Annotated in this window: 28 protein-coding genes; 12 read left to right on the top strand and 16 right to left on the bottom strand. The window is 46.3% G+C overall.

Translation table 11 applies throughout. The features are described 5' to 3' along the window. Positions 1 to 136 precede the first annotated feature (136 nt). The 5 genes from ACDC99_RS12965 to ACDC99_RS12985 form a co-directional block, all read right to left on the bottom strand. On the bottom strand, positions 137 to 1,021 hold the full coding sequence (locus ACDC99_RS12965; protein ID WP_005816280.1) for a hypothetical protein: 885 nt from the start codon (positions 1,019 to 1,021) through the stop codon (positions 137 to 139). A gap of 79 nt (positions 1,022 to 1,100) precedes the next feature. Next, positions 1,101 to 1,595, bottom strand: a complete 495-nt coding sequence (locus ACDC99_RS12970) for a hypothetical protein (protein ID WP_005816282.1) — start codon at positions 1,593 to 1,595, stop codon at positions 1,101 to 1,103. Then, positions 1,585 to 1,998, bottom strand: a complete 414-nt coding sequence (locus tag ACDC99_RS12975; protein WP_005816283.1) for a hypothetical protein — start codon at positions 1,996 to 1,998, stop codon at positions 1,585 to 1,587. The genes ACDC99_RS12970 and ACDC99_RS12975 overlap by 11 nt, the downstream gene beginning before the upstream one ends. A gap of 78 nt (positions 1,999 to 2,076) precedes the next feature. Then, a complete protein-coding gene (locus tag ACDC99_RS12980) occupies positions 2,077 to 2,523 on the bottom strand; it encodes a hypothetical protein (RefSeq protein WP_004319947.1) in 447 nt (148 codons plus the stop codon). Between the two features lie 24 nt (positions 2,524 to 2,547). Then, positions 2,548 to 3,660, bottom strand: coding sequence for a hypothetical protein (locus ACDC99_RS12985; RefSeq protein WP_005816286.1), 1,113 nt, complete (start codon positions 3,658 to 3,660; stop codon positions 2,548 to 2,550). A 254-nt stretch (positions 3,661 to 3,914) separates the two neighbouring features. On the opposite strand from ACDC99_RS12985, the gene ACDC99_RS12990 reads away from it, so the two are divergent. The 10 genes from ACDC99_RS12990 to ACDC99_RS13035 all read left to right on the top strand — a co-directional run bounded on the left by ACDC99_RS12990 (position 3,915) and on the right by ACDC99_RS13035 (position 8,392). Further along, positions 3,915 to 4,538 carry a recombinase family protein gene (locus tag ACDC99_RS12990; RefSeq protein WP_005816288.1) on the top strand — a complete coding sequence of 208 codons (624 nt, stop codon included), beginning with the start codon at positions 3,915 to 3,917 and terminating at the stop codon, positions 4,536 to 4,538. Between the two features lie 16 nt (positions 4,539 to 4,554). Next, positions 4,555 to 5,238, top strand: coding sequence for a DUF3800 domain-containing protein (locus tag ACDC99_RS12995; protein WP_005816290.1), 684 nt, complete (start codon positions 4,555 to 4,557; stop codon positions 5,236 to 5,238). 3 nt (positions 5,239 to 5,241) lie between these two features. Continuing rightward, positions 5,242 to 5,778, top strand: coding sequence for a hypothetical protein (locus ACDC99_RS13000; protein WP_005816292.1), 537 nt, complete (start codon positions 5,242 to 5,244; stop codon positions 5,776 to 5,778). A gap of 194 nt (positions 5,779 to 5,972) precedes the next feature. After that, positions 5,973 to 6,272 carry a thioredoxin gene (gene trxA / locus ACDC99_RS13005; RefSeq protein WP_005816294.1) on the top strand — a complete coding sequence of 100 codons (300 nt, stop codon included), beginning with the start codon at positions 5,973 to 5,975 and terminating at the stop codon, positions 6,270 to 6,272. A gap of 10 nt (positions 6,273 to 6,282) precedes the next feature. Further along, positions 6,283 to 6,858, top strand: coding sequence for a DUF6155 family protein (locus tag ACDC99_RS13010; protein ID WP_007837469.1), 576 nt, complete (start codon positions 6,283 to 6,285; stop codon positions 6,856 to 6,858). Between the two features lie 14 nt (positions 6,859 to 6,872). Then, positions 6,873 to 7,118 carry a hypothetical protein gene (locus ACDC99_RS13015; RefSeq protein ID WP_005816298.1) on the top strand — a complete coding sequence of 82 codons (246 nt, stop codon included), beginning with the start codon at positions 6,873 to 6,875 and terminating at the stop codon, positions 7,116 to 7,118. 183 nt (positions 7,119 to 7,301) lie between these two features. After that, entirely contained in the window at positions 7,302 to 7,739 is a 438-nt protein-coding gene (locus ACDC99_RS13020) for a DUF4186 domain-containing protein (protein WP_005816300.1), read from the top strand. Then, on the top strand, positions 7,736 to 7,942 hold the full coding sequence (locus tag ACDC99_RS13025) for a hypothetical protein (RefSeq protein WP_005816302.1): 207 nt from the start codon (positions 7,736 to 7,738) through the stop codon (positions 7,940 to 7,942). Before ACDC99_RS13020 ends, ACDC99_RS13025 begins: the two co-directional genes overlap by 4 nt. Before the next feature lie 9 nt (positions 7,943 to 7,951). Beyond that, on the top strand, positions 7,952 to 8,188 hold the full coding sequence (locus ACDC99_RS13030; protein ID WP_005816304.1) for a hypothetical protein: 237 nt from the start codon (positions 7,952 to 7,954) through the stop codon (positions 8,186 to 8,188). Between the two features lie 24 nt (positions 8,189 to 8,212). Beyond that, positions 8,213 to 8,392, top strand: coding sequence for a transcriptional regulator (locus tag ACDC99_RS13035; RefSeq protein WP_005816310.1), 180 nt, complete (start codon positions 8,213 to 8,215; stop codon positions 8,390 to 8,392). Between the two features lie 300 nt (positions 8,393 to 8,692). On the opposite strand, the gene ACDC99_RS13040 is transcribed toward ACDC99_RS13035, so the two are convergent. Both ACDC99_RS13040 and ACDC99_RS13045 read right to left on the bottom strand, forming a co-directional pair. Next, complete coding sequence (locus ACDC99_RS13040) at positions 8,693 to 9,184, bottom strand: SLOG family protein (RefSeq protein ID WP_005816313.1); 492 nt, start codon at positions 9,182 to 9,184, stop codon at positions 8,693 to 8,695. A gap of 3 nt (positions 9,185 to 9,187) precedes the next feature. Then, positions 9,188 to 9,754 (bottom strand): ribonucleotide-diphosphate reductase subunit alpha, encoded by a 567-nt coding sequence (locus ACDC99_RS13045; protein WP_370756941.1) that lies wholly within the window; start codon positions 9,752 to 9,754, stop codon positions 9,188 to 9,190. On the opposite strand from ACDC99_RS13045, the gene ACDC99_RS13050 reads away from it, so the two are divergent. After that, the gene (locus ACDC99_RS13050; RefSeq protein ID WP_225494525.1) at positions 9,748 to 9,999 is read left to right on the top strand and encodes a hypothetical protein; all 252 of its coding nucleotides are present in this window, start codon (positions 9,748 to 9,750) and stop codon (positions 9,997 to 9,999) included. The genes ACDC99_RS13045 and ACDC99_RS13050 overlap by 7 nt on opposite strands. A 306-nt stretch (positions 10,000 to 10,305) precedes the next feature. On the opposite strand, the gene ACDC99_RS13055 is transcribed toward ACDC99_RS13050, so the two are convergent. The 6 genes from ACDC99_RS13055 to ACDC99_RS13080 form a co-directional block, all read right to left on the bottom strand. Beyond that, a complete protein-coding gene (locus ACDC99_RS13055; RefSeq protein WP_005816317.1) occupies positions 10,306 to 10,584 on the bottom strand; it encodes a plasmid partition protein ParG in 279 nt (92 codons plus the stop codon). A 7-nt stretch (positions 10,585 to 10,591) separates the two neighbouring features. Next, a complete protein-coding gene (locus tag ACDC99_RS13060) occupies positions 10,592 to 11,347 on the bottom strand; it encodes a ParA family protein (RefSeq protein WP_005816319.1) in 756 nt (251 codons plus the stop codon). A gap of 119 nt (positions 11,348 to 11,466) precedes the next feature. Continuing rightward, a complete protein-coding gene (locus ACDC99_RS13065; protein ID WP_005816321.1) occupies positions 11,467 to 11,892 on the bottom strand; it encodes a single-stranded DNA-binding protein in 426 nt (141 codons plus the stop codon). Positions 11,893 to 11,945: 53 nt separating this feature from the next. Then, on the bottom strand, positions 11,946 to 12,302 hold the full coding sequence (locus ACDC99_RS13070; protein WP_007837478.1) for a helix-turn-helix domain-containing protein: 357 nt from the start codon (positions 12,300 to 12,302) through the stop codon (positions 11,946 to 11,948). 47 nt (positions 12,303 to 12,349) lie between these two features. Further along, a complete protein-coding gene (locus ACDC99_RS13075; protein WP_007837480.1) occupies positions 12,350 to 12,601 on the bottom strand; it encodes a hypothetical protein in 252 nt (83 codons plus the stop codon). Further along, a complete protein-coding gene (locus tag ACDC99_RS13080; RefSeq protein WP_005816324.1) occupies positions 12,589 to 13,143 on the bottom strand; it encodes a hypothetical protein in 555 nt (184 codons plus the stop codon). The genes ACDC99_RS13075 and ACDC99_RS13080 overlap by 13 nt, the downstream gene beginning before the upstream one ends. A gap of 909 nt (positions 13,144 to 14,052) precedes the next feature. Between ACDC99_RS13080 and ACDC99_RS13085 the strand changes: the two genes are divergently transcribed. Further along, entirely contained in the window at positions 14,053 to 14,340 is a 288-nt protein-coding gene (locus tag ACDC99_RS13085) for a hypothetical protein (RefSeq protein ID WP_227224266.1), read from the top strand. Positions 14,341 to 14,695: 355 nt separating this feature from the next. On the opposite strand, the gene ACDC99_RS13090 is transcribed toward ACDC99_RS13085, so the two are convergent. From ACDC99_RS13090 to ACDC99_RS13100, 3 genes are all read right to left on the bottom strand, one after another. After that, positions 14,696 to 15,082 carry a single-stranded DNA-binding protein gene (locus tag ACDC99_RS13090; RefSeq protein ID WP_004319910.1) on the bottom strand — a complete coding sequence of 129 codons (387 nt, stop codon included), beginning with the start codon at positions 15,080 to 15,082 and terminating at the stop codon, positions 14,696 to 14,698. Positions 15,083 to 15,911: 829 nt separating this feature from the next. Continuing rightward, complete coding sequence (locus ACDC99_RS13095) at positions 15,912 to 16,094, bottom strand: hypothetical protein (RefSeq protein ID WP_004319908.1); 183 nt, start codon at positions 16,092 to 16,094, stop codon at positions 15,912 to 15,914. 15 nt (positions 16,095 to 16,109) lie between these two features. Next, positions 16,110 to 16,694, bottom strand: a complete 585-nt coding sequence (locus ACDC99_RS13100; protein WP_005816332.1) for a hypothetical protein — start codon at positions 16,692 to 16,694, stop codon at positions 16,110 to 16,112. Positions 16,695 to 17,485: the final 791 nt, after the last annotated feature.

Raw genomic sequence — 17,485 nt, forward strand, 5'->3', positions numbered from 1 at the left:
GTCGGAGACCAAGAGGGGTATTAGGCTACCCAAATTCCCTCATTTCCGACCAACGGGCAAGCCCGATTATTTTACAGCAATGGCAGACGTGTAAACACTGTGCCAGTAGAAAAGAAGAAGCGTTGTACGGTGATTATTAGAGGTTAATACAGCCTTTTGATGGACAGGAGCCCTCTTGGTTGGCTACAATGGCAAGGAACGGTCGGCAGAGTGACTGAAACTGTGACTTGATGGCTGCGCTTTCCTGATGCAAGGCTGGTGAGCTGCCATCCAATGCCAATTCTGATATTGCCTTTGCCGCCTCGATGAATGAGAGCCAGTCTCCTCCCAGGTCTTTGTAAAAGAAGGGAAGAAGGGAGGTAACGAGGGCGTTATCTGTTTCCTGCGAAAGCACCTGATGGAAGGTGGCTTCGCAGACAGCTGTGAGTGCAGTCATACAAAAGGCGTGTCCTACAGATTCGGGAATGTTTCTTCCGCATGGCACCTTGCCAATTGAATTGCCATTGTCGGCTTTCTGCAAGATAATGGCTACTTCCTCTGTTGCATCTTCGTAGAGTTGTTCACATTCCGAGGCGCAAGCCGATGCGGACATCTTGCCGCTTCGCCATTCGTCCAATGCGGTACACATCTTCTGGCGGAACACATCCAAGGCTGCGTCAATCGGAGAAACGGCAGGTGTCTCAGCCAACATCGGGATGGTGATGATTTGGCTCTTCGTGAGACGGGTGACGGAAATCTGGTTCATCTTCTCCAACTGCTCGATGAAGGTGCGGACAGTGGCGCGGTGCCAATGCCAGCATCCTGCCAGTTCGGTAATGGTGATTACAAACTGCCCGTTGGACAGGCTGAACTCCTGCTTGCACAGATCCTTGGGGATGTACTGTACAGAAGCCTTGTCTACAAGGTCAAGGTAGGCTTCGAGCTTCGACAGCCTTATCCCGGACCTCTCTTTCAAGAACTCCAACAGGGACATCCGTTCAGACATCTTGCCGGAACTCGTTCTATGTTTCTGTTTCTTCATTTCAATAATCTGTTTGGTGAATACTGTTGTTTGTCGCCAGCTCCATTATACAAAAGGAACGGCATGATACAGGTGATACTTAATAGTAGTATATGATGAGCATTTCTGTGTCTTCGAGGAGCATCTTGCGGTCAGCCTTGTTCTTCCACAGCGATATGACTATGCGCGAGGGATAGAACAGTGATGCCAGAAGGACAAAGGAGATGGTGACAGCAAGCGTGAACAGATGAGGAGTGAAGACAAACACCACTGCCGCCAACGCGGCGATGCAGAAGGGTGTCCGCTCCTCGTGCAGACGCTGTAGCCACCTCTCCACATCCATAAAGACAAAGAATATGGCAAACGCTATGGTGGAAGCCACTACGCCTATGTCGTTATAGTGTACACAGAGGTAGAGGAAGTGGAACACGTACAGCAGGATGAGCAGCATCAACCGGTAGAGCTTCCTTGCTGTCACAAGCGCGGTCATGCGCAGATAGAACCGTGTCATAAACTGTCTGCGGCTTCTGTGCAGAATCATCGTCACAAAGAAGAACGCTGACATCAGGATGAGAAACAGTATCTTACTTGTCATAATATGTATAGCATGTGAATAATGGAAGTGGACTCAGGTCGGGCTGGACGACACCGTGTGTGGCAGTGGATATGATACGCTCCACATCCTCCAGTGTCAGTTCTCCCTTGATTATTCTCTGACGGAAAGCTCCGTCGGTTGTCCGAAGGCTCTTGATAGCCTGTTCCAAGTCGTACTCGGCTATCTGCCACACTTGCCCTCTCGTGTAGGGGAAATGATGGTGGATGGCCTTGACCACAAGCACACGGCTGAGGATGTCGGTCATTCTGCCGTTCCTGACTATCGTGTGGTTGCGGACAGTGGCGATGCTCTCAATCTCCAGCCATGTGCGGTGACGGTCGAGAAGATGGATAATCTTCATGTAAAGCGTTTCCTTCATCAGATGGTCGGGAGCTTGTGGCATGACTTTGGCCTTTGTTGTGGACAACAGAATGGAGCGTTGTTGCGGTAGAACAGGACTGTCATCTGGCAAATGTAACTTTCAAATGAAGTCGAGCAGGACTTCCTCCTTGGGCTTCATGTATTTGAAGAACCCGTTCTTGCAATGCAGACTGAGGTCGAGGCATACATCTGCCGACATGTGCTCCAGCGAGTCATAGATGGTCACTTTTATCTGGCTGACCATGCCACGCTCATCTGTGGAGCCGTTGACCTTGAACATCCGTCCGAAAGAAGGGTTGGAATAGGCACAGCAGCTGTGTCCGAACTCCGTATGACGGCTTGGAATGTGGTGATAGAGGATTATCATTTCCATCTCGTCTTCGAGCATATCCATCACCTCCTCTATCGTGAAAGGGGTGTTCAACTGGAAAGTAAGAAGCACGTAATCGTCATACTTGACAGGCTTCTCCATCTTGCGCTTGTCCAGCAGTTCTGGCAACTGCAAAGGCACGACGGCAAGGAAATCATCGCAAAACTGTTCTAACATAATCGTATTCTCTGTTTGGGGTGTTTATAATCTTGTGACATAAATCTTCATCATGAGCATGGGCATATCCGACAGGCGTTGCTTGTCGAGGTGCAGTTTCTTGGCCAGACCGTCCATCTCCTTGGGGAGCGCATCGGCTATTTTGTAGAGGTCTGCCTTGTCCTTGTCGGAGAGCACGCTCACGGAAAGGTCATCCATCGTCATGAACGGCTGCATCATCATCAGGAGGTAGGCGTGCATGGTGTGCTCGTCCTTTACCCTGCCACTATTCAGATCCTCGATAGCCGCTTGTGCGTTGCGCAGCAGACGGTGGTTGGTGCGCATGGAGAGGTATATCATTGCATCCTTGTGGGACAAATCCTTGCGGTCGGCGGCACGGAGTATCTCCCGACAGCAGTGTTCGGTGTTTCGTCTGATGTCACCGATGTCATCGTCAGCAAAATCCGGCAGGTATTGCAGGAAGGATTTGAAATACAAATGCTCTTCCTTGATGAAAGCGAGCAGGTCTTCCTTGCCGTGAATGCCTTGCTTGGCGGATTTTTGCAGGAACAGCAGGTAACGCTTCAGTACCGCCTGTTTACCACCTTTATTATATATAGGCAGGCTATCCAAGGAAGCGAAGAATGGCTGTGCTTCCTTCACGGCTTGCTGTAGTTCCTCATCACCAACATGGGAAGAGGTCTGTTCTCTGAGATAGAGCAGGTCGTGAAAGGTGCGTTGCTTAGACATCGCCATACGGCACAGCTCGATGTGGATGGAGTCGTTCAACTCATGATATACCGTGAACGGGTATGAGTGGGCTTTCCTGACAGTGTCACGTGAGATGCACGATGTCACGGAATCGTCCAACACGCGCCATTCGTTGACAATCTTAACTAATGTCTGAATTGAGACCTTGCCGTTCTGTCGAAGAGTGGTCAGAAAGCCATGATACTCTCTGATGGCTTCATCGCTCGAATGGAACGACTTCGTGCCGTTTCCGTCTGAACATGCTGTCAGCATGACTACGGCAAACGCAGTGGCAATACAAATGGCAAGTCTGATACAGCCATGCGAGTTTGATTTTGCATTATGCAATATTTGCTTCATGCAATGGAGGTTGGTTTGTCCTCCGAAAAGTTGGGTTTCATATTTCATTGTTGTCATTATTTTGAGTCTGATTTTGAAATTGACGGTGCAAAGTTAATGCGTTTCAGCGATATATTTGCAAGAATGACAGTAAGTTTAATCTTATTTGTGTATCATACTTGCGAGTATGATTTTCAATGAAATCAAGTGAAAAGAAAATGGCAAATTATCGTGTTTAAGTATGATTTTTCGTTCAAGTATGATTGTTTCTCGGAAAAATAGTGTACCTTTGCACTTGATTTCATTTAATAGCGTACAACAGTATGGCAAAAGTAGGTTACATCTTTATCGCCACCAATGGCGAAGAGTATGCAGAAGACAAGGCTTGGATGCAGCAATACGGCTGTGTTCAGGTGATAGAGGAACTGTCCGAACACGAGAGGCTGCGCCCGATGTGGAAGCAGCTCATATCGAGTCTGGAGCGCGGCGACGAGCTGGTGGTGTCGAGGTTCAGTAACGCACTGCGTGGCACCCGTGAACTGGCTACATTCATAGAATACTGCCGTGTGAAGGTGGTTCGCATCATCTCCATCCAAGACCGCATCGATACGTTTGACGAACTTTTCCCCGACACCAAGCCCTCACAGGTCATCCGTATGTTCGGGTCACTCTCTGAGGAGTGTGCCGTGCTGCGCAAGGCATCGGCACACATCATCCATCTGCAACAGAATATCCGGCCGCCCAAGAAGTCGGAAAGGGCACTGTCGAAACTGGAGCGTGAGAAGAATATCGTGAACATGTACAACGAGGGGCACAGCATAGATGACATCTTTGCCATCAGCGGCTTCACAAGCCGAAGTTCCGTGTTCCGCATACTCAACAAGCATGGTGTGACGCTGAACCGTGGACCTCATAGTGGACCGCTGAAGAAAAGGAATAAAGAATAAACAAAAAACAGATACAATGAATAAGACATTCAACATCTACTGTGATGAAAGCACCCACATGGTGCATGACGGTCATCCCTACATGCTTTTGGGATGTACAAGTATAGCATACACACAAATCCGCATGGCAAAAGATGCCATAAAAGATATTAAGAAGAAGCACGGCTATAGTGATGAGCTGAAATGGACAAATGTCCACGAGGCCACGTATAAAGTCTATGCAGAGCTTATAGACTGGTTCTTTATGAATGACATGGAATTTAGGGCTGTGGTTGTTGACAAGAGTCAGATTGACGAGAAACGAGAAGACTATACGTTTAATGATTTCTACTTTCGCATGTACTACCAATTGCTGCATCACAAGATGGACATGGATTATACATATAACATATATATGGATATCAAGGACACATGCAGTAGCGATAAGCTGGAGAGGCTCAGAAAAATAATGGAATACAACTCTTCCATTGGCAGGTTTCAGTTTATACGTTCACACGAAAGTGTCTTCATCCAATTGGCAGATGTTCTAATGGGAGCCATCAACTACAACCTTAGATATGAAAAGGGAGAAGTTGAAGGAAGGGTGAGAGCCAAAATGAAGCTGATTGAAAAGATAAAAAAACACAGTAATATCAGTCTCAACACCACAACTCCCAAATTTAGAAAGAAGTTTAATTTGTTTTTTATCGCACTGAAATAGCCAATGAGCAGTTTGAATATTATCAAGAAATACCCTGAGCTGCTGGAACTGGCATATCTCAGTGAACGAGAAAGAGAGCATGATCTTCATGCAATATTCAAGCGTGATATAGAAGATAACTGTCAATTCTCATTCAGAGGGTGGCGCATCTATCCTATAAAGACAGATGGCGAGATTGACATGGCAAGATTGTTCAAGCATCTTACCTGTGAAGAAATCATGGTTGAGAACGAAGACGGTACGACTTATCCAAAGCGAGTATTCGAGATGGCTCGTTCACAAAGGCTTCATTGGATAAATCACCATGTGAGAGAATTGACACCAGACAATCTGGATGTATTTACCATAGAAGAGAGGGACGGCAAAAAGCGTAAGGTCAAGAAAACATACATCTATGATAAAGTGGAAAAGTATGTTATTGTCTTGGAACAACAACGTAGCAACGGATTCTATCTGTTGACAGCATACCATCTTAACAAAGAGTATGGACTAAAGGCTTTGGAAAAGAAGATGAAAAAGAGATTGCAGACACCACTATAAAACGCAAGACCCGAATTGCATCAAAGGCAACCGGGTCTCGAAACTCCTTCTATCTATAGATGAGCGCTGCAAAGGTACGAATATTCTTTGAAATAACGAAGGTTTTTCATTGAATTCTTCTCGATTTTAACATTTGCAGGGCAGTATTGTAAGATAACAGGAAAGAAAATAGCATAATTTTACAGAAAATCGTAATGGAAACATTCAAAGACGTTATATCAAGTGACCAACTTGTCTTGGTCGATTTCTTCGCCACCTGGTGCCAGCCATGCAAGATGATGCACCCCATCCTTGAGCAGGTGAAGGAAGTGTTGGGTGACAGAATCCGCATCATCAAGGTAGATGTGGACAAGTATGGGGTGACTGCAAGTCAGTATGGCATACAGTCTGTGCCCACATTGATGCTGTTCAGACGCGGCGAAGTGTTGTGGAGGACGAGCGGTGTGATGCAGAAATCAGAGTTGCTGGCAACGATTGACCCGTTTTTAAGATAAAAGAGCAGAAATGTCAAAATCTAAATTAAAGTCTGTCCTCATGTCCATGGACAAGAGTGAAATAATAAAAATGGTATTGGAACTTTATTCTGCACGGAAAGAGGCAAAGGAATATCTTGACTTCTATGCAGAGCCGAATGAGGGCCAGAAGCTGGAAGAGTATAAGCACATCATACGGGAAGAGTTCTATCCGAGCAGAAACAGAGAGCCAAAGACACGCTTCTCAGTGTGCCGCAAGGCATTGTCCGACTTCAAGAAACTGAAGCCTTCGGAAGATTCAGTCGCAGAATTGATGGTGTTCTATATGGAGAATGCCTGTCAGTTCACTTATGACTATGGAGACATGTGGGAGCAATTCTATGATTCTGTTGAGAGTAATTTCGACAAGACATTGCGCCACATCGTGCTTTATGACCTTTGGGACAAGTATGATTCCCGAATCAAGCAATGCCTTCGTTGGGCAAGCCCTTGTGGATGGGGATTTCCTGACGCACTGAATGATATGTATGAGGAAATGAAGGCGCAAAATGAGGAACTCCGAAAGAAATACAGGAATTTCAAGATGCCCATCAACGCTGATTATTAAACGAATATACTCAAATGGGGAAACCAAAGAAAAAACATAAGAAAGCGAAACAACTGCCCTTAAGCAAAGAAGAGCAGATTTTTCAAGCGGCAAGAGACCTTGCAGCTGAAATTGGCATATCCTATTCTGAGGCATTAGGGTTTACTTTGGGCATAAAGGACGTAACGTATGGTTGGGAAGAAGACTATACGGAAGAAGAGTTTCAGGCACTGATTGACCACGCTGTGGGAGACACTGATTATGAGCACACCCTCTATTGAATCATCTACACGAGAGGAACGTTTGGATTACGTTCTGAATGAATGGAGATGTCTGCACAACTGTGAGCTGTGCGGTAAGTGCCATATTCTGAAAGGCAGAAGCGAAGAAATACTCTATGCAGACTATATAGACGGCAAGCGGTCATATATGGATATAACATTAGAAATCAGAAGCAACAGATAATGATGTCACAGAAATACATATATCCATCGTTGTTCCAAGAGGAAGAGCCGCAAGAAAGCGTTCCTGGTGATAAGAAAGAGTATGACCTGACGAATCTCTTTGAGAGATTGGCAAAGTCTGATTTTCGCAGCCGGTTCCATCTGTCCAAGCAAGACAGGGAGTATGTAATGGAAAAGGGATTGCCGACGATACGAAAACACGCAGAGGACTTTGTGGCAAAAAGACTTGCTCCGGCTGTCATACCGAACGACGGCAAGCAGACTCCCATGCGTGGGCATCCTGTTTTCCTGGCTCAACATGCCACTGGCTGTTGTTGCCGGGGATGCTTCTTCAAGTGGCATCACATCTCAGCAGGCAGGGCACTGACCAAGGAAGAACAGGAATATGCTGTTGCCGTATTGATGGCATGGATTGAAAAACAGATGAATAAAGGATGAAGATAGAAGAAGCCATAGTATATGTGATGGTAAAGCGAAATGGCGGCATGACAACCGACCAGATTGCCGATGCCATCAATCGTCATAGGCTGCACCTGAGAAAGGACGGTCAGCCTGTGACAAGCAAGCAGGTGTATGCAACAATCTGCCGTTTCCCTGAAATGTTCACAAAAGAAGCTGGCAGAATCATGTTAATGATATGACGTAACGATATGACAATAGATACAACCAACATGTGCTCACACCTTCAGAAGAAGTTGTTTGAACCAGAAGGTGTGTATTATCCTATATGGCAAGCCATGCAGGATGATGAGACCTTGACAGCAGTGGTACGAAGCAGACAGCTGCACATCTACAGAAACGGGAAGAAAATTCTCGTTCTGGCAGGTAAGGCACAACCGAAGATTATAAGGGAAGACAAAATACAAGAGTTAATAACAAGATTATAAACAAAACATCAAATCATCAAAACAATGGACGCAAAAGAAAAAGTATTGGCAACAATGAAAGAGGCTGGTCAGCCTCTCAACGCAGGTAAAATCGCAGAACTCAGCGGTCTCGACCGCAAAGAGGTAGATGCAGCCATGAAGCAGCTGAAAGCAGAGGGTGCAATCGTCTCTCCTGTGCGTTGCAAATGGGCACCTGCAGAGTAAGGTTTATACTGCTGTCTTGAAATATAGGCAGCAGTATCTTTATTTTTATCAAAATGTTAAGGTGAGGAATCTGAATATCCTTGCCTACGGACACAATTATCCGCTGCATCTTTTTGGGGTAAGGTGCAGACGTATGGCTGTCAGCGTATCTTGGTTTAAAGACGCTTAGCGGTCACGGCGGAAGTCGTTTCGTCTCTCTCCGCCGAACAAAGCTCTGAGCACATTGCCCAAAGCTCCGAACACGAAGTAGCAAACGATGATTGCAACAATATCGTCCATAAGCATTTTCTGTTTTATGGGTTATACACTATTATGAAGATTCACTATGTCCAATCCCTGCCTCTTGGCTTCTCTGACGGTGTAGAACGTGCCGCCCTTGGGATTGCCATCGAAGTAGGCTATGAGACGTGAACTGCGGTTGACCATATAGTCGTTGCGCCTCAGAAGGCAGCCATTGTAGTATTGCTCGCTCAATACGACCACGTCATCCACGATGCGCAGGATGGCATCATACTTGGCTTGCTCTTCCTTGCTCCACCGGTCAGACTGACCACGGAACGGCACAACGGCTATCACCTGCAAGTCCTTCAACTCGCATTGCAACGAAAGGGCGGCTTCTGCCGCCAGCAGGTCAAATCCCATTGCCATGCCACAATAGAAATACCGGTAGCCGTCGGCATACGCCTTGGCTATCTCCGATTTGAGACATTGCTTCAACTCCCTCCGCTTGGCGAAAGGTACGCTGCGGTGTCCGCTGAAGCATACGGACACTGCCTTGTCGTACTTTGTCATACTTTACCTTACTTTATAATGTGTGCGTGCGAGGAACATACCGCCAATAACACATGCCCCGAGCCTTTCGAGTTGGTTGGCATACTTGGCATAGCTGAGACCCTTGGTTATCACATCGTCAAAGACCAACACCATTTTGTTGTCGAAGAACGGCTCATCAAACTCAACGACATTCGCCTTGCGGACTTCATCCTCGTTCTTGCGGTTATCGTGGATGGTCTTACGCTCTCCGCATACCCTCACGTGCTCGTAGCCGTTTTCCGCTCCTGTCAATTCACACACCCTGTGGCAGAAAGCCTTGTAGCGGAGTTCGTTGCTCTCGCTTGTGGATGCCGGAACGGGGGTAAAGACGATGTTCACGCAACCCTTGCCGTAGAGTGTCAGCATATTCTCTGCGGTGCGCTGCGCCACTTCCTCGTAGGCTCTTCCGTCCTTGAAGTCAAACACTAATTGTCTGTCGGCAATCTCCTTCTCACCCACATTGCGGATGCGTGCGGGATAGTATTTGCAGAACCAAGTCTGAGGCTTGTCTAACTGCTTTTGGATTTGATAGTCATTCTTGTGTGCCATTGCTCTTATGTTTTTTCTTCCCTTATTTCGGAGGCTTTTCCTGCCTGCCCAAGGGATATTTTTTGCTTTCCAAGAGTGATGGCGATCAAAAAGCCAAATCGGGAGCGAAAAATACGCTCTGCACGCAGAGGAAGATTTTTCGGTCAAATGCAATGGACGATTTGGTGTTTGAACAATCGCCAGCATTACCTTTGCAAAACAATATCCGCAGCGGCAAGGCAGGCGAAAAGAAATCTGTTATGTAAAAGAGGAAACGGGCGGGATGGCGTGGGGCGAAGCTGTATATGGGGAAGGACGATAGTTGATATGAGGGAAAAAGAGAAAATCTTGTAATAGGGAACGACATTGCCTTTTATCAGCATGGAGACAGTCCTACAAGCAGAGAAAACTATTGCCCTAAAAATGAGTTGGATAGTATTTTCTAAAAGTAGTATCGACTACGAATAGTATAATAGTCGAATAGTTTTTACTACCATACTACGGATAGTAAAGTCTGTTTATAGAAGAGATAGCGGTATCATCGTCTGTTCGGCGATGATACCGCGCGGCACTCATGTGTCATGCCGCTTTAGGTATTCTGTCATTGCCTCATTGACAATATCACGCAAGGACATCCCTTTCTTGATGGCGAGGTACTTCATCCTCGTGTGGATGCTCTTGTTGATAAGGAAATTGCAATGCACCGGCACTTCGGTAGTCTCAGAAACAGACACAGGTGGTGCTGGTGTAGTTTCTGTGACTATCTGCTCCTTACTCGGCTTCTTTGTGGAAGAAAGGAGTCCGTTGAGACCGCCTTTCATTCCCTCTTTCAACATACTGCTCTTGCTCATGGCTATGCTATTTTAAGTTTAACACTTCTTTTGCCAAAGACATATAATCACTGGCACCATTGGATTTGGGATTATACTCAAAGATAGTCTTGCCGTTGATGGGTGCTTCTGCCAAAGCCACATTATCACGGATGACGGTCTTGAAAACCTTCTCGTGAAAACTGTCATTGACGATTTCCCTCACGCTTCGGTTCAACGTCTTGCGGCGATCGAACTGGGTGATGACGATGCCGCCCACTTTAAGGTTGGAGTTGAGCCGCTCCTGAACGATGCGGATGATGTCCATCAACTTTGCCATACCTCTCATGGCAAGGTATTGCGCTTGAACAGGGATGATGATGTAGTCGGCTGCGGTGAGGGCATTCAAGGTCAGCAAGCCCAATGACGGTGGACAGTCGATGATGATGTAGTCGAAATGCTCTTTGGCGATGGCTTTGGTGATAAGTCCCTTCAAGATAAGCTCCCGTCCCGGCTCGCTGATAAGCTCTAACTCAGCCGCAGACAGGTCAAGGCATGAGGGTGAGACGGTGATGCCGTTGTGCAACTTGACCAACGGCAAGGTGTACTGTCCACACATTGCGCCATAGACTGTCTGTTCTTCCTCGATGGACAATCCCAAGGCTTCCGTGAGGTTGGCTTGTCCATCCATGTCAATAGCCAAGACGTTCTTCTTACTCAGTTGCAGAGCTGCCGCAAGGCTTACTGCGGTCGTACTTTTCCCTACACCACCCTTGTGATTTAATACTGCAATTATCTGTGTCATAACATGATACTACTATTAGTGAATACTACTTTACTATTCTACTACTGATAGTACATACTAACCATAGTAAAAGCGGATTTACTACGATTAGTACGTACTACTCTCAGTTGATACTACCCTCAGAAGGGAAGGTCTTCGCTCTTGTCCTGCGGTGCATCGGCTGGCGGTACGGGAGCCTCGCCCTCTGCCTTGGCTGCCTTGCGTGCCTTTGTTGCAGGTGTGTCGGTTGCATCCTTCTTCCCTGCATTGACAAAGGCGATGGAGTCAGCTATGATGCTATGCTGTATGTGGTTCTCTCCGTTGCGGTCTGTCCAAATGGAAGAAGTCAGTGTGCCTTCCACAAGCACCATACGACCCTTGGTGAGGTATTCAGCCAAACGGATATGGTTCTCCTTGCTGCTCTTCACCCTTACCCAAGTGGTGATTTGCTTGCCCTTACTGTAGTCGTCCACTGCGATGTCAACAGCCATGAATGTTCCGTGTGTACCTGTGATGACGCGGCAATCCTTTGCTCCGATGCGTCCGATAGTGTGAGTGTAAATCATAATGTGAAAATGTTATAGTGGCAAGTTGGTTAGACTTGCCGTTACCTTGTTATTTAAATGACTTTTCTTGTTGATTGAACATAAGCTATTGCTTCATTCATAATTTCTGCTCGTGACCTACTCTTGTTATCTTGCATCCACTCATCAATTTCAGATTTGAGGAACATGATACGTTTCCCCTTCTTATGGAATGGTATTTGTTTATTGCTTGTCCAACAATAGATTGTGTGTTCAACTGGATGGGTAGGGAGATACTCACTCAATTCGGAAACACTAAGCCATTCCAATCCCTTATCGGGCTGAATTTGAGTCATTAGTGTGGAAAACTTTTCTTCTAAAATCTCCAGCTTGTTTATTACTAATGACAATGCTGATGGCAAGTCATTAAAACTCAATATTTGCTTTTCCATATCAATATATGTGTGGCAAGTTGGTTAGGCTTGCCGTTACCTTGTTATTAATATCCTTTCTTCGTCTGCCTTGTATTGGCGACAAAAGACTTGTTGCTGCCTGTGAGACTGATAGAGCCGCAATTAACAAACTCTCCGTCGGAATAGACTCTGTACTTCTGTCCGCTTACCTCATGCTTCTGTTTGATGCGCTCTCGCATCCACTTCTTGGCTGCGGTCAATGAGCAAAAGGTCTCGCTCTCCTTGGTCGTCTCGTCATATACGATGCACTGGGTCATACATGCTCCTACTTCATCCATGCACCTATACTCGACGTGACATAGTCCAACTGACCGCCAAATATGTCGCTTGGCTCTATGTCGTATTGTCCATCCCTCACTTCCTTGTCCTCTCCAAGAAGCGACAAGTTTCCGTCGGCATCCAAACGTGCTGCGTCTATGACGATGTCACGAGGCTCGTCAAAGAGATAACCTGCCACGATGGGCTGCTCTCCCTCGAAATGCACCTCAAAGCCTCCGTCCACCTCCGTGCCGTACTTGCGAAGAGCCGCTTTCAGCTCGTCCTGCTCCCGGTGCTGCAATGCCTGGAGTTGTCCGTGGATAGTGAGGTCTTGCAGTTCTGCCTCTCGTTTGGTGTGGGTTGCCTCGCCGGTCTTGCAGTCGATGTCATACTTGTGGTAAACCACTGGGATATGGTCTGCCGATGTGACAAGCCATGTGATGTTGTTCACTGAGAAGCCCTGTCTGGTGAGGAACTCCTCGATGTCTGAGCCGAGAAGGTGGTCGGCTACGTCAAGATACTCGATGCGTGCGTCAGCATCATGCAGGATGATAATCTTCATTGCCTTTCTATTTTTAGTGATACAAATAAGTTTGTCGCCCATGTCGCTGGACTTGTTTAACTACGTTGAAGAAACTTACGCTCAGCATAGTGAATAAATTCCCTCTGCGTTCGCTTAACCGTTTCTTTCTCTTCCCTCCTTTCGAGACCTTTCAGCCTGTGGAGGGATATTTTCTGCTCCCACAAGCCGCAAGAAAAGACATAAAGACAAATTATGTGTGAAGAATACTCTTTTCCGAGGAAAAGGAAGATTGTTCACAGTCACAAGACCTCAAGCAGAATTTGACGATTGTCTCAGACGCGGCTAACTTTGCAGGAAATATGCCTACCACTGCGCTGATTGGAAGAAGATTATTGATATTGGCTGCAAGAGGAATGATGTGTTATATATAAAGAGGTAAGAAGAAAGATTGAAACAGTAAGGGTGGGCAGTGAAGTGTTTGCAGGTCTGCTGTACCGACATAAAGCGAGTGTGTTGGCTGACCGGGATGCAAGTCATCAAAGCTTCAGCCTTGATAGCTTGTAGCACGGACAGACAATTCTCTCGCGTCGGTACTTCGGCATACTGTCAGCTTTGGCTAATAGCAACGTGTTGCCATCAGCCAAGGATGTCTGTATGACGACAGACCATGTAACGCTTCGCAAAGGCGTGGGGCAAAGCAGTATAATTTAGAAGTAGATAGTAACGTATATCAGGCAAGAAGAGACAGTTGCGCAACGGACAAATCGGGCACTCCTGTCAGCATGACAAATGTGCCTTGTCCTTGCCGCAGGACACTGAGGCAGATTGGACGTAGCAGACATGTCTGCCACATTCAATATGCCTGAGTGGACAAGAACTGCCTCTTGTATAGCAGAAGAGAAATTGTAAAACAGTTGATTAGTGGTAAAGGTGGTATGGGTGGGCAGAATGGCATTACACGGACATTGCCGAAGCCCGATAATGGGACAGCCAGACAGCAATAAAGGCAGTTATCAGAAGTGTCAGTTTCTGATAGTGACATTGTTGGCTGCCTGTCACATGGGATTCGTGCGGTGTCCGTACAGTAATGCCGTTCTGAAGGTGTGGGGCGAAGCGATACAACGCACTTGGACGAAACCACCGCTTATAACAGAAAATATTTTGCAGTCAAAGAGAAGAAGAATAGTAAAGCAGGTGTGGGTGGGTAGTGAAGCTGTCGCAAGATTGACGGTCTGAATATCAAGGCGAGTGGATAGCCAGTAAAGGACACAATTATCAGAAGCCTCGGCTTCGGCATCTTGTGGCATAGATGGCAGTCCTCTCGCGTTCAGACCTTGGCATACTGTCTTTCTTGGCTAATAGCGACTTTGTCGCCATCAGCCGGGAATATCTGTATGCCAACCATCTTGGTGACGTTTCGCAAATGGTGAGGGACGAAGTGGTTAGAATAAAGGAAGACGGCGTTGCCGTTATGGTTAATAAATGCACATGGTTGTTATTAGAGAAGATTATCACACGCTATAACAGCAGATTGATGTCCCTGAGCAAAACAAAAGCGACCCGAAGGTCGCCTTGTTATGGAGAGGAAAGGCTATTTCTTGCCTTTCTTGGTTGCTGGCTTGGCCGGCTCTTCCGCAGGAGTCTCCTCCTTGTCGGGACACTCGTAGAACTTGGTTGCAACCATGATGATTCTGGAGTGCTTCACGCCATCCTTGTCTGTCCACTCCTCTGGCTTGAAGAAACCCTCGACGGTGAGCAACGTGCCCTTGGTGAGCTTGTCGAATGATTCGGTGTGCTCGTTCTTGCGCCATGCCTCCATATTCATGAAAGCCGATACGCGGTTGGTTTCCTCGCCGTTCTTCTCCTGACGGCCTACTGCCAATGAGAAGCGTGCTACGCTGGCGTTTGCGAACTGACGGATTTCTGCATCCTTACCTACGAAACCTGAAACTGTGAAGTTGTTCTCGATCTTTTTCATTTTGAATTGAATTTAAAAGTGAAACTTAATTTTTACATGCATTCAAAAGCAGGGATGTGGCACCATGTGGGAAGCACCATGAAAATCGTTCGCAATACTCTTTTTGTCGTTGGCGGTAAGGGAGAAAAAGGAAGATTACGCACTATTTTATTGGTCACAGCGATAGCGGCCACACAAGAAGGAGGAAGTCCTTCGCAGCATCACGCTACCTTTGCATGGTAAAAATAAGTGGCTTTCAAATAGCTCAATTCAGAAAAAGACGGGGCCAAACAATGGAACAAAGGTTGTAAGCAAGGAGGCAATCCGTATGCAACAGACAGGGGCACTGCTATGGCTGTATGCCTGGAGAAACGAAGCGGGAAATCCGACCTTACAGCTGTATCATCAGAAGAGTGAGGAGCATGAACACTGATGCACGATGAACGACAAGCCTAAGGGTCAGCTTAGCAATAGAGGCATCAAGCCAAAAGAGGACAGACATCAGAGGATTGGCGATAGCACTGTCATCATGCTAAGACCAAGTTCTGTGTCCGACAAGGAAGAGTCGCAAAAGACAGACGAGTAAAACCAAAAGGCGAAATGACCATTCCTATAACAAGGTACAGAGACGCTTAAAACGGCGAAGGGACTTTGGCGACGTATCGCTATACAGGTGTCGAAGCATCGCTTCTATAACAGGACTGGAGCAAGTGAGCAAACCGCACAACTTGCTCCCAAGGTATTTCAGTTACAACAGCCATAACCTCATTGGAGGATTGTCCTAAAAGAGTTTTTGCAGTCAAAGGAAGAAAGAGTCTGCAAGCCACATAGCCAACAGACTCTCTCCTGATTATTCACAGATGACAACATCATCCTTGTACTCCGTCACTTCCTTGCCGTTGATGAGCTGGACAATGACCTCACAACCCAAGTCCTCGACAATCGTTCCCTCTGTCTGACCTCTTCGGGGATAAAGCAAGGTGCAGAAACACCCTACAACGCCGTCCAACTGCTCCATGTCTATCGTTGCCATATCCGTTCCTCCTTGTTAGCCGAATGTGATTGGATTGATGCAGAAATTCGTGTCCTCTGCCTCATACTCGTATTCATTGATGAAGTCAATCATCTTCTGTTCGCTTCTTCCGTCCTGTGAGACACCAGTCTTCTCACACCACAACTTGATAGCATCACCAAAGGTGGAGTAAGCACCCTCACAATCCTCAAAGAGTTCTCCGTATGCAGTGACGTAGCACTCTTCGGGGAAGAAGTCGTTCTCATCGTGCGTATAGAAGATGTCGCAACCTGGCTCAACCTCTCGCCAACTGATTGAAAGTTCATCGCCAAGTGCCTTGTTCACCTCCTCAAAGAACAAGTCGCATGAAGACCAAGCACTTTCGGTGTCAAAGGACAAGAGGGCATAATCGTCTTCCACGTTCTCCTCATACTCTGCCCAATAGATGTGTCCTCTCACCGAGATGCCTTTCTTCTCGTAGTCAATGCCATAGTGTTCTGCCAAGAGATACAGATACACATTATTACTGTTCACCTCCAACTCTTGGAGTGTGTTCCAAAGGTCTGCCACGGCTTTGCGTGAGCCTGTCACCTTGTACTGAGTGTCGCAAATGTTAGCCATAAGATAAAATTTTTATTTTCTTCCCTTATGTAGAACCAACTACCATCGGGATTGATTAAAGAATTATGTTGCCCCAAAAGGTGTTATGGCTCATCAATGCAAGGTTTTGCCGTCAAATACTACCTCTGCCACAATCAGAGCGTGGAGATTTCACGGACAAACCACAGGCACCGACCTTGCAGGATGAACGCCATGACAGGTACCTTTGCAACACAATTCTTATCAAAGCCCGATGGGGTGGTACATGGCAGACTGCATGGTACAGCAGTGTGAAGTGACGTTATAGGTGGAGATAAGGCTATAAGAGGTTTTTGCAGTCAAAGGAGAAAAGAGTCCACAAAGTGCAGTATCTACAGGACAAAAACACTTTAGTTTACCTTGGTTAGCTCTTATATATATGCTAACCTAAAGTAAACTGTATATATGTCCGTCTAAAACCCGAAAACCGTACGGGTCAGCTTACGTCAGAAACAGAAGTATAGAACCATAGAAGTGGTTCAAGAAGTCTTTCTTCCTTTGACTGCAAAATATTATCTTTGCACGAATCATAATTGCCCTGTAGGATTTAATATAATTTAACACTCTTTGTTGAATGCAAGGAAGAACAGCTTCAATATGCTGAATATCAGTAGTATAACATTGTGTTAACCCTTAATCTGTAGAAAAGGATGTTATCATACAAAGTAATGTCCATTTGTACTTTTTCTATATGGTTTTATACTTACATTTGCATATCATTTGTATCTTGATAACAGTAACTAACTGATTATCAATATACTTTATATTTGAGG

The sequence above is a fragment of the Prevotella pectinovora genome, from assembly GCF_041323955.1.
Classification (GTDB): Bacteria; Bacteroidota; Bacteroidia; order Bacteroidales; family Bacteroidaceae; genus Prevotella; species Prevotella pectinovora.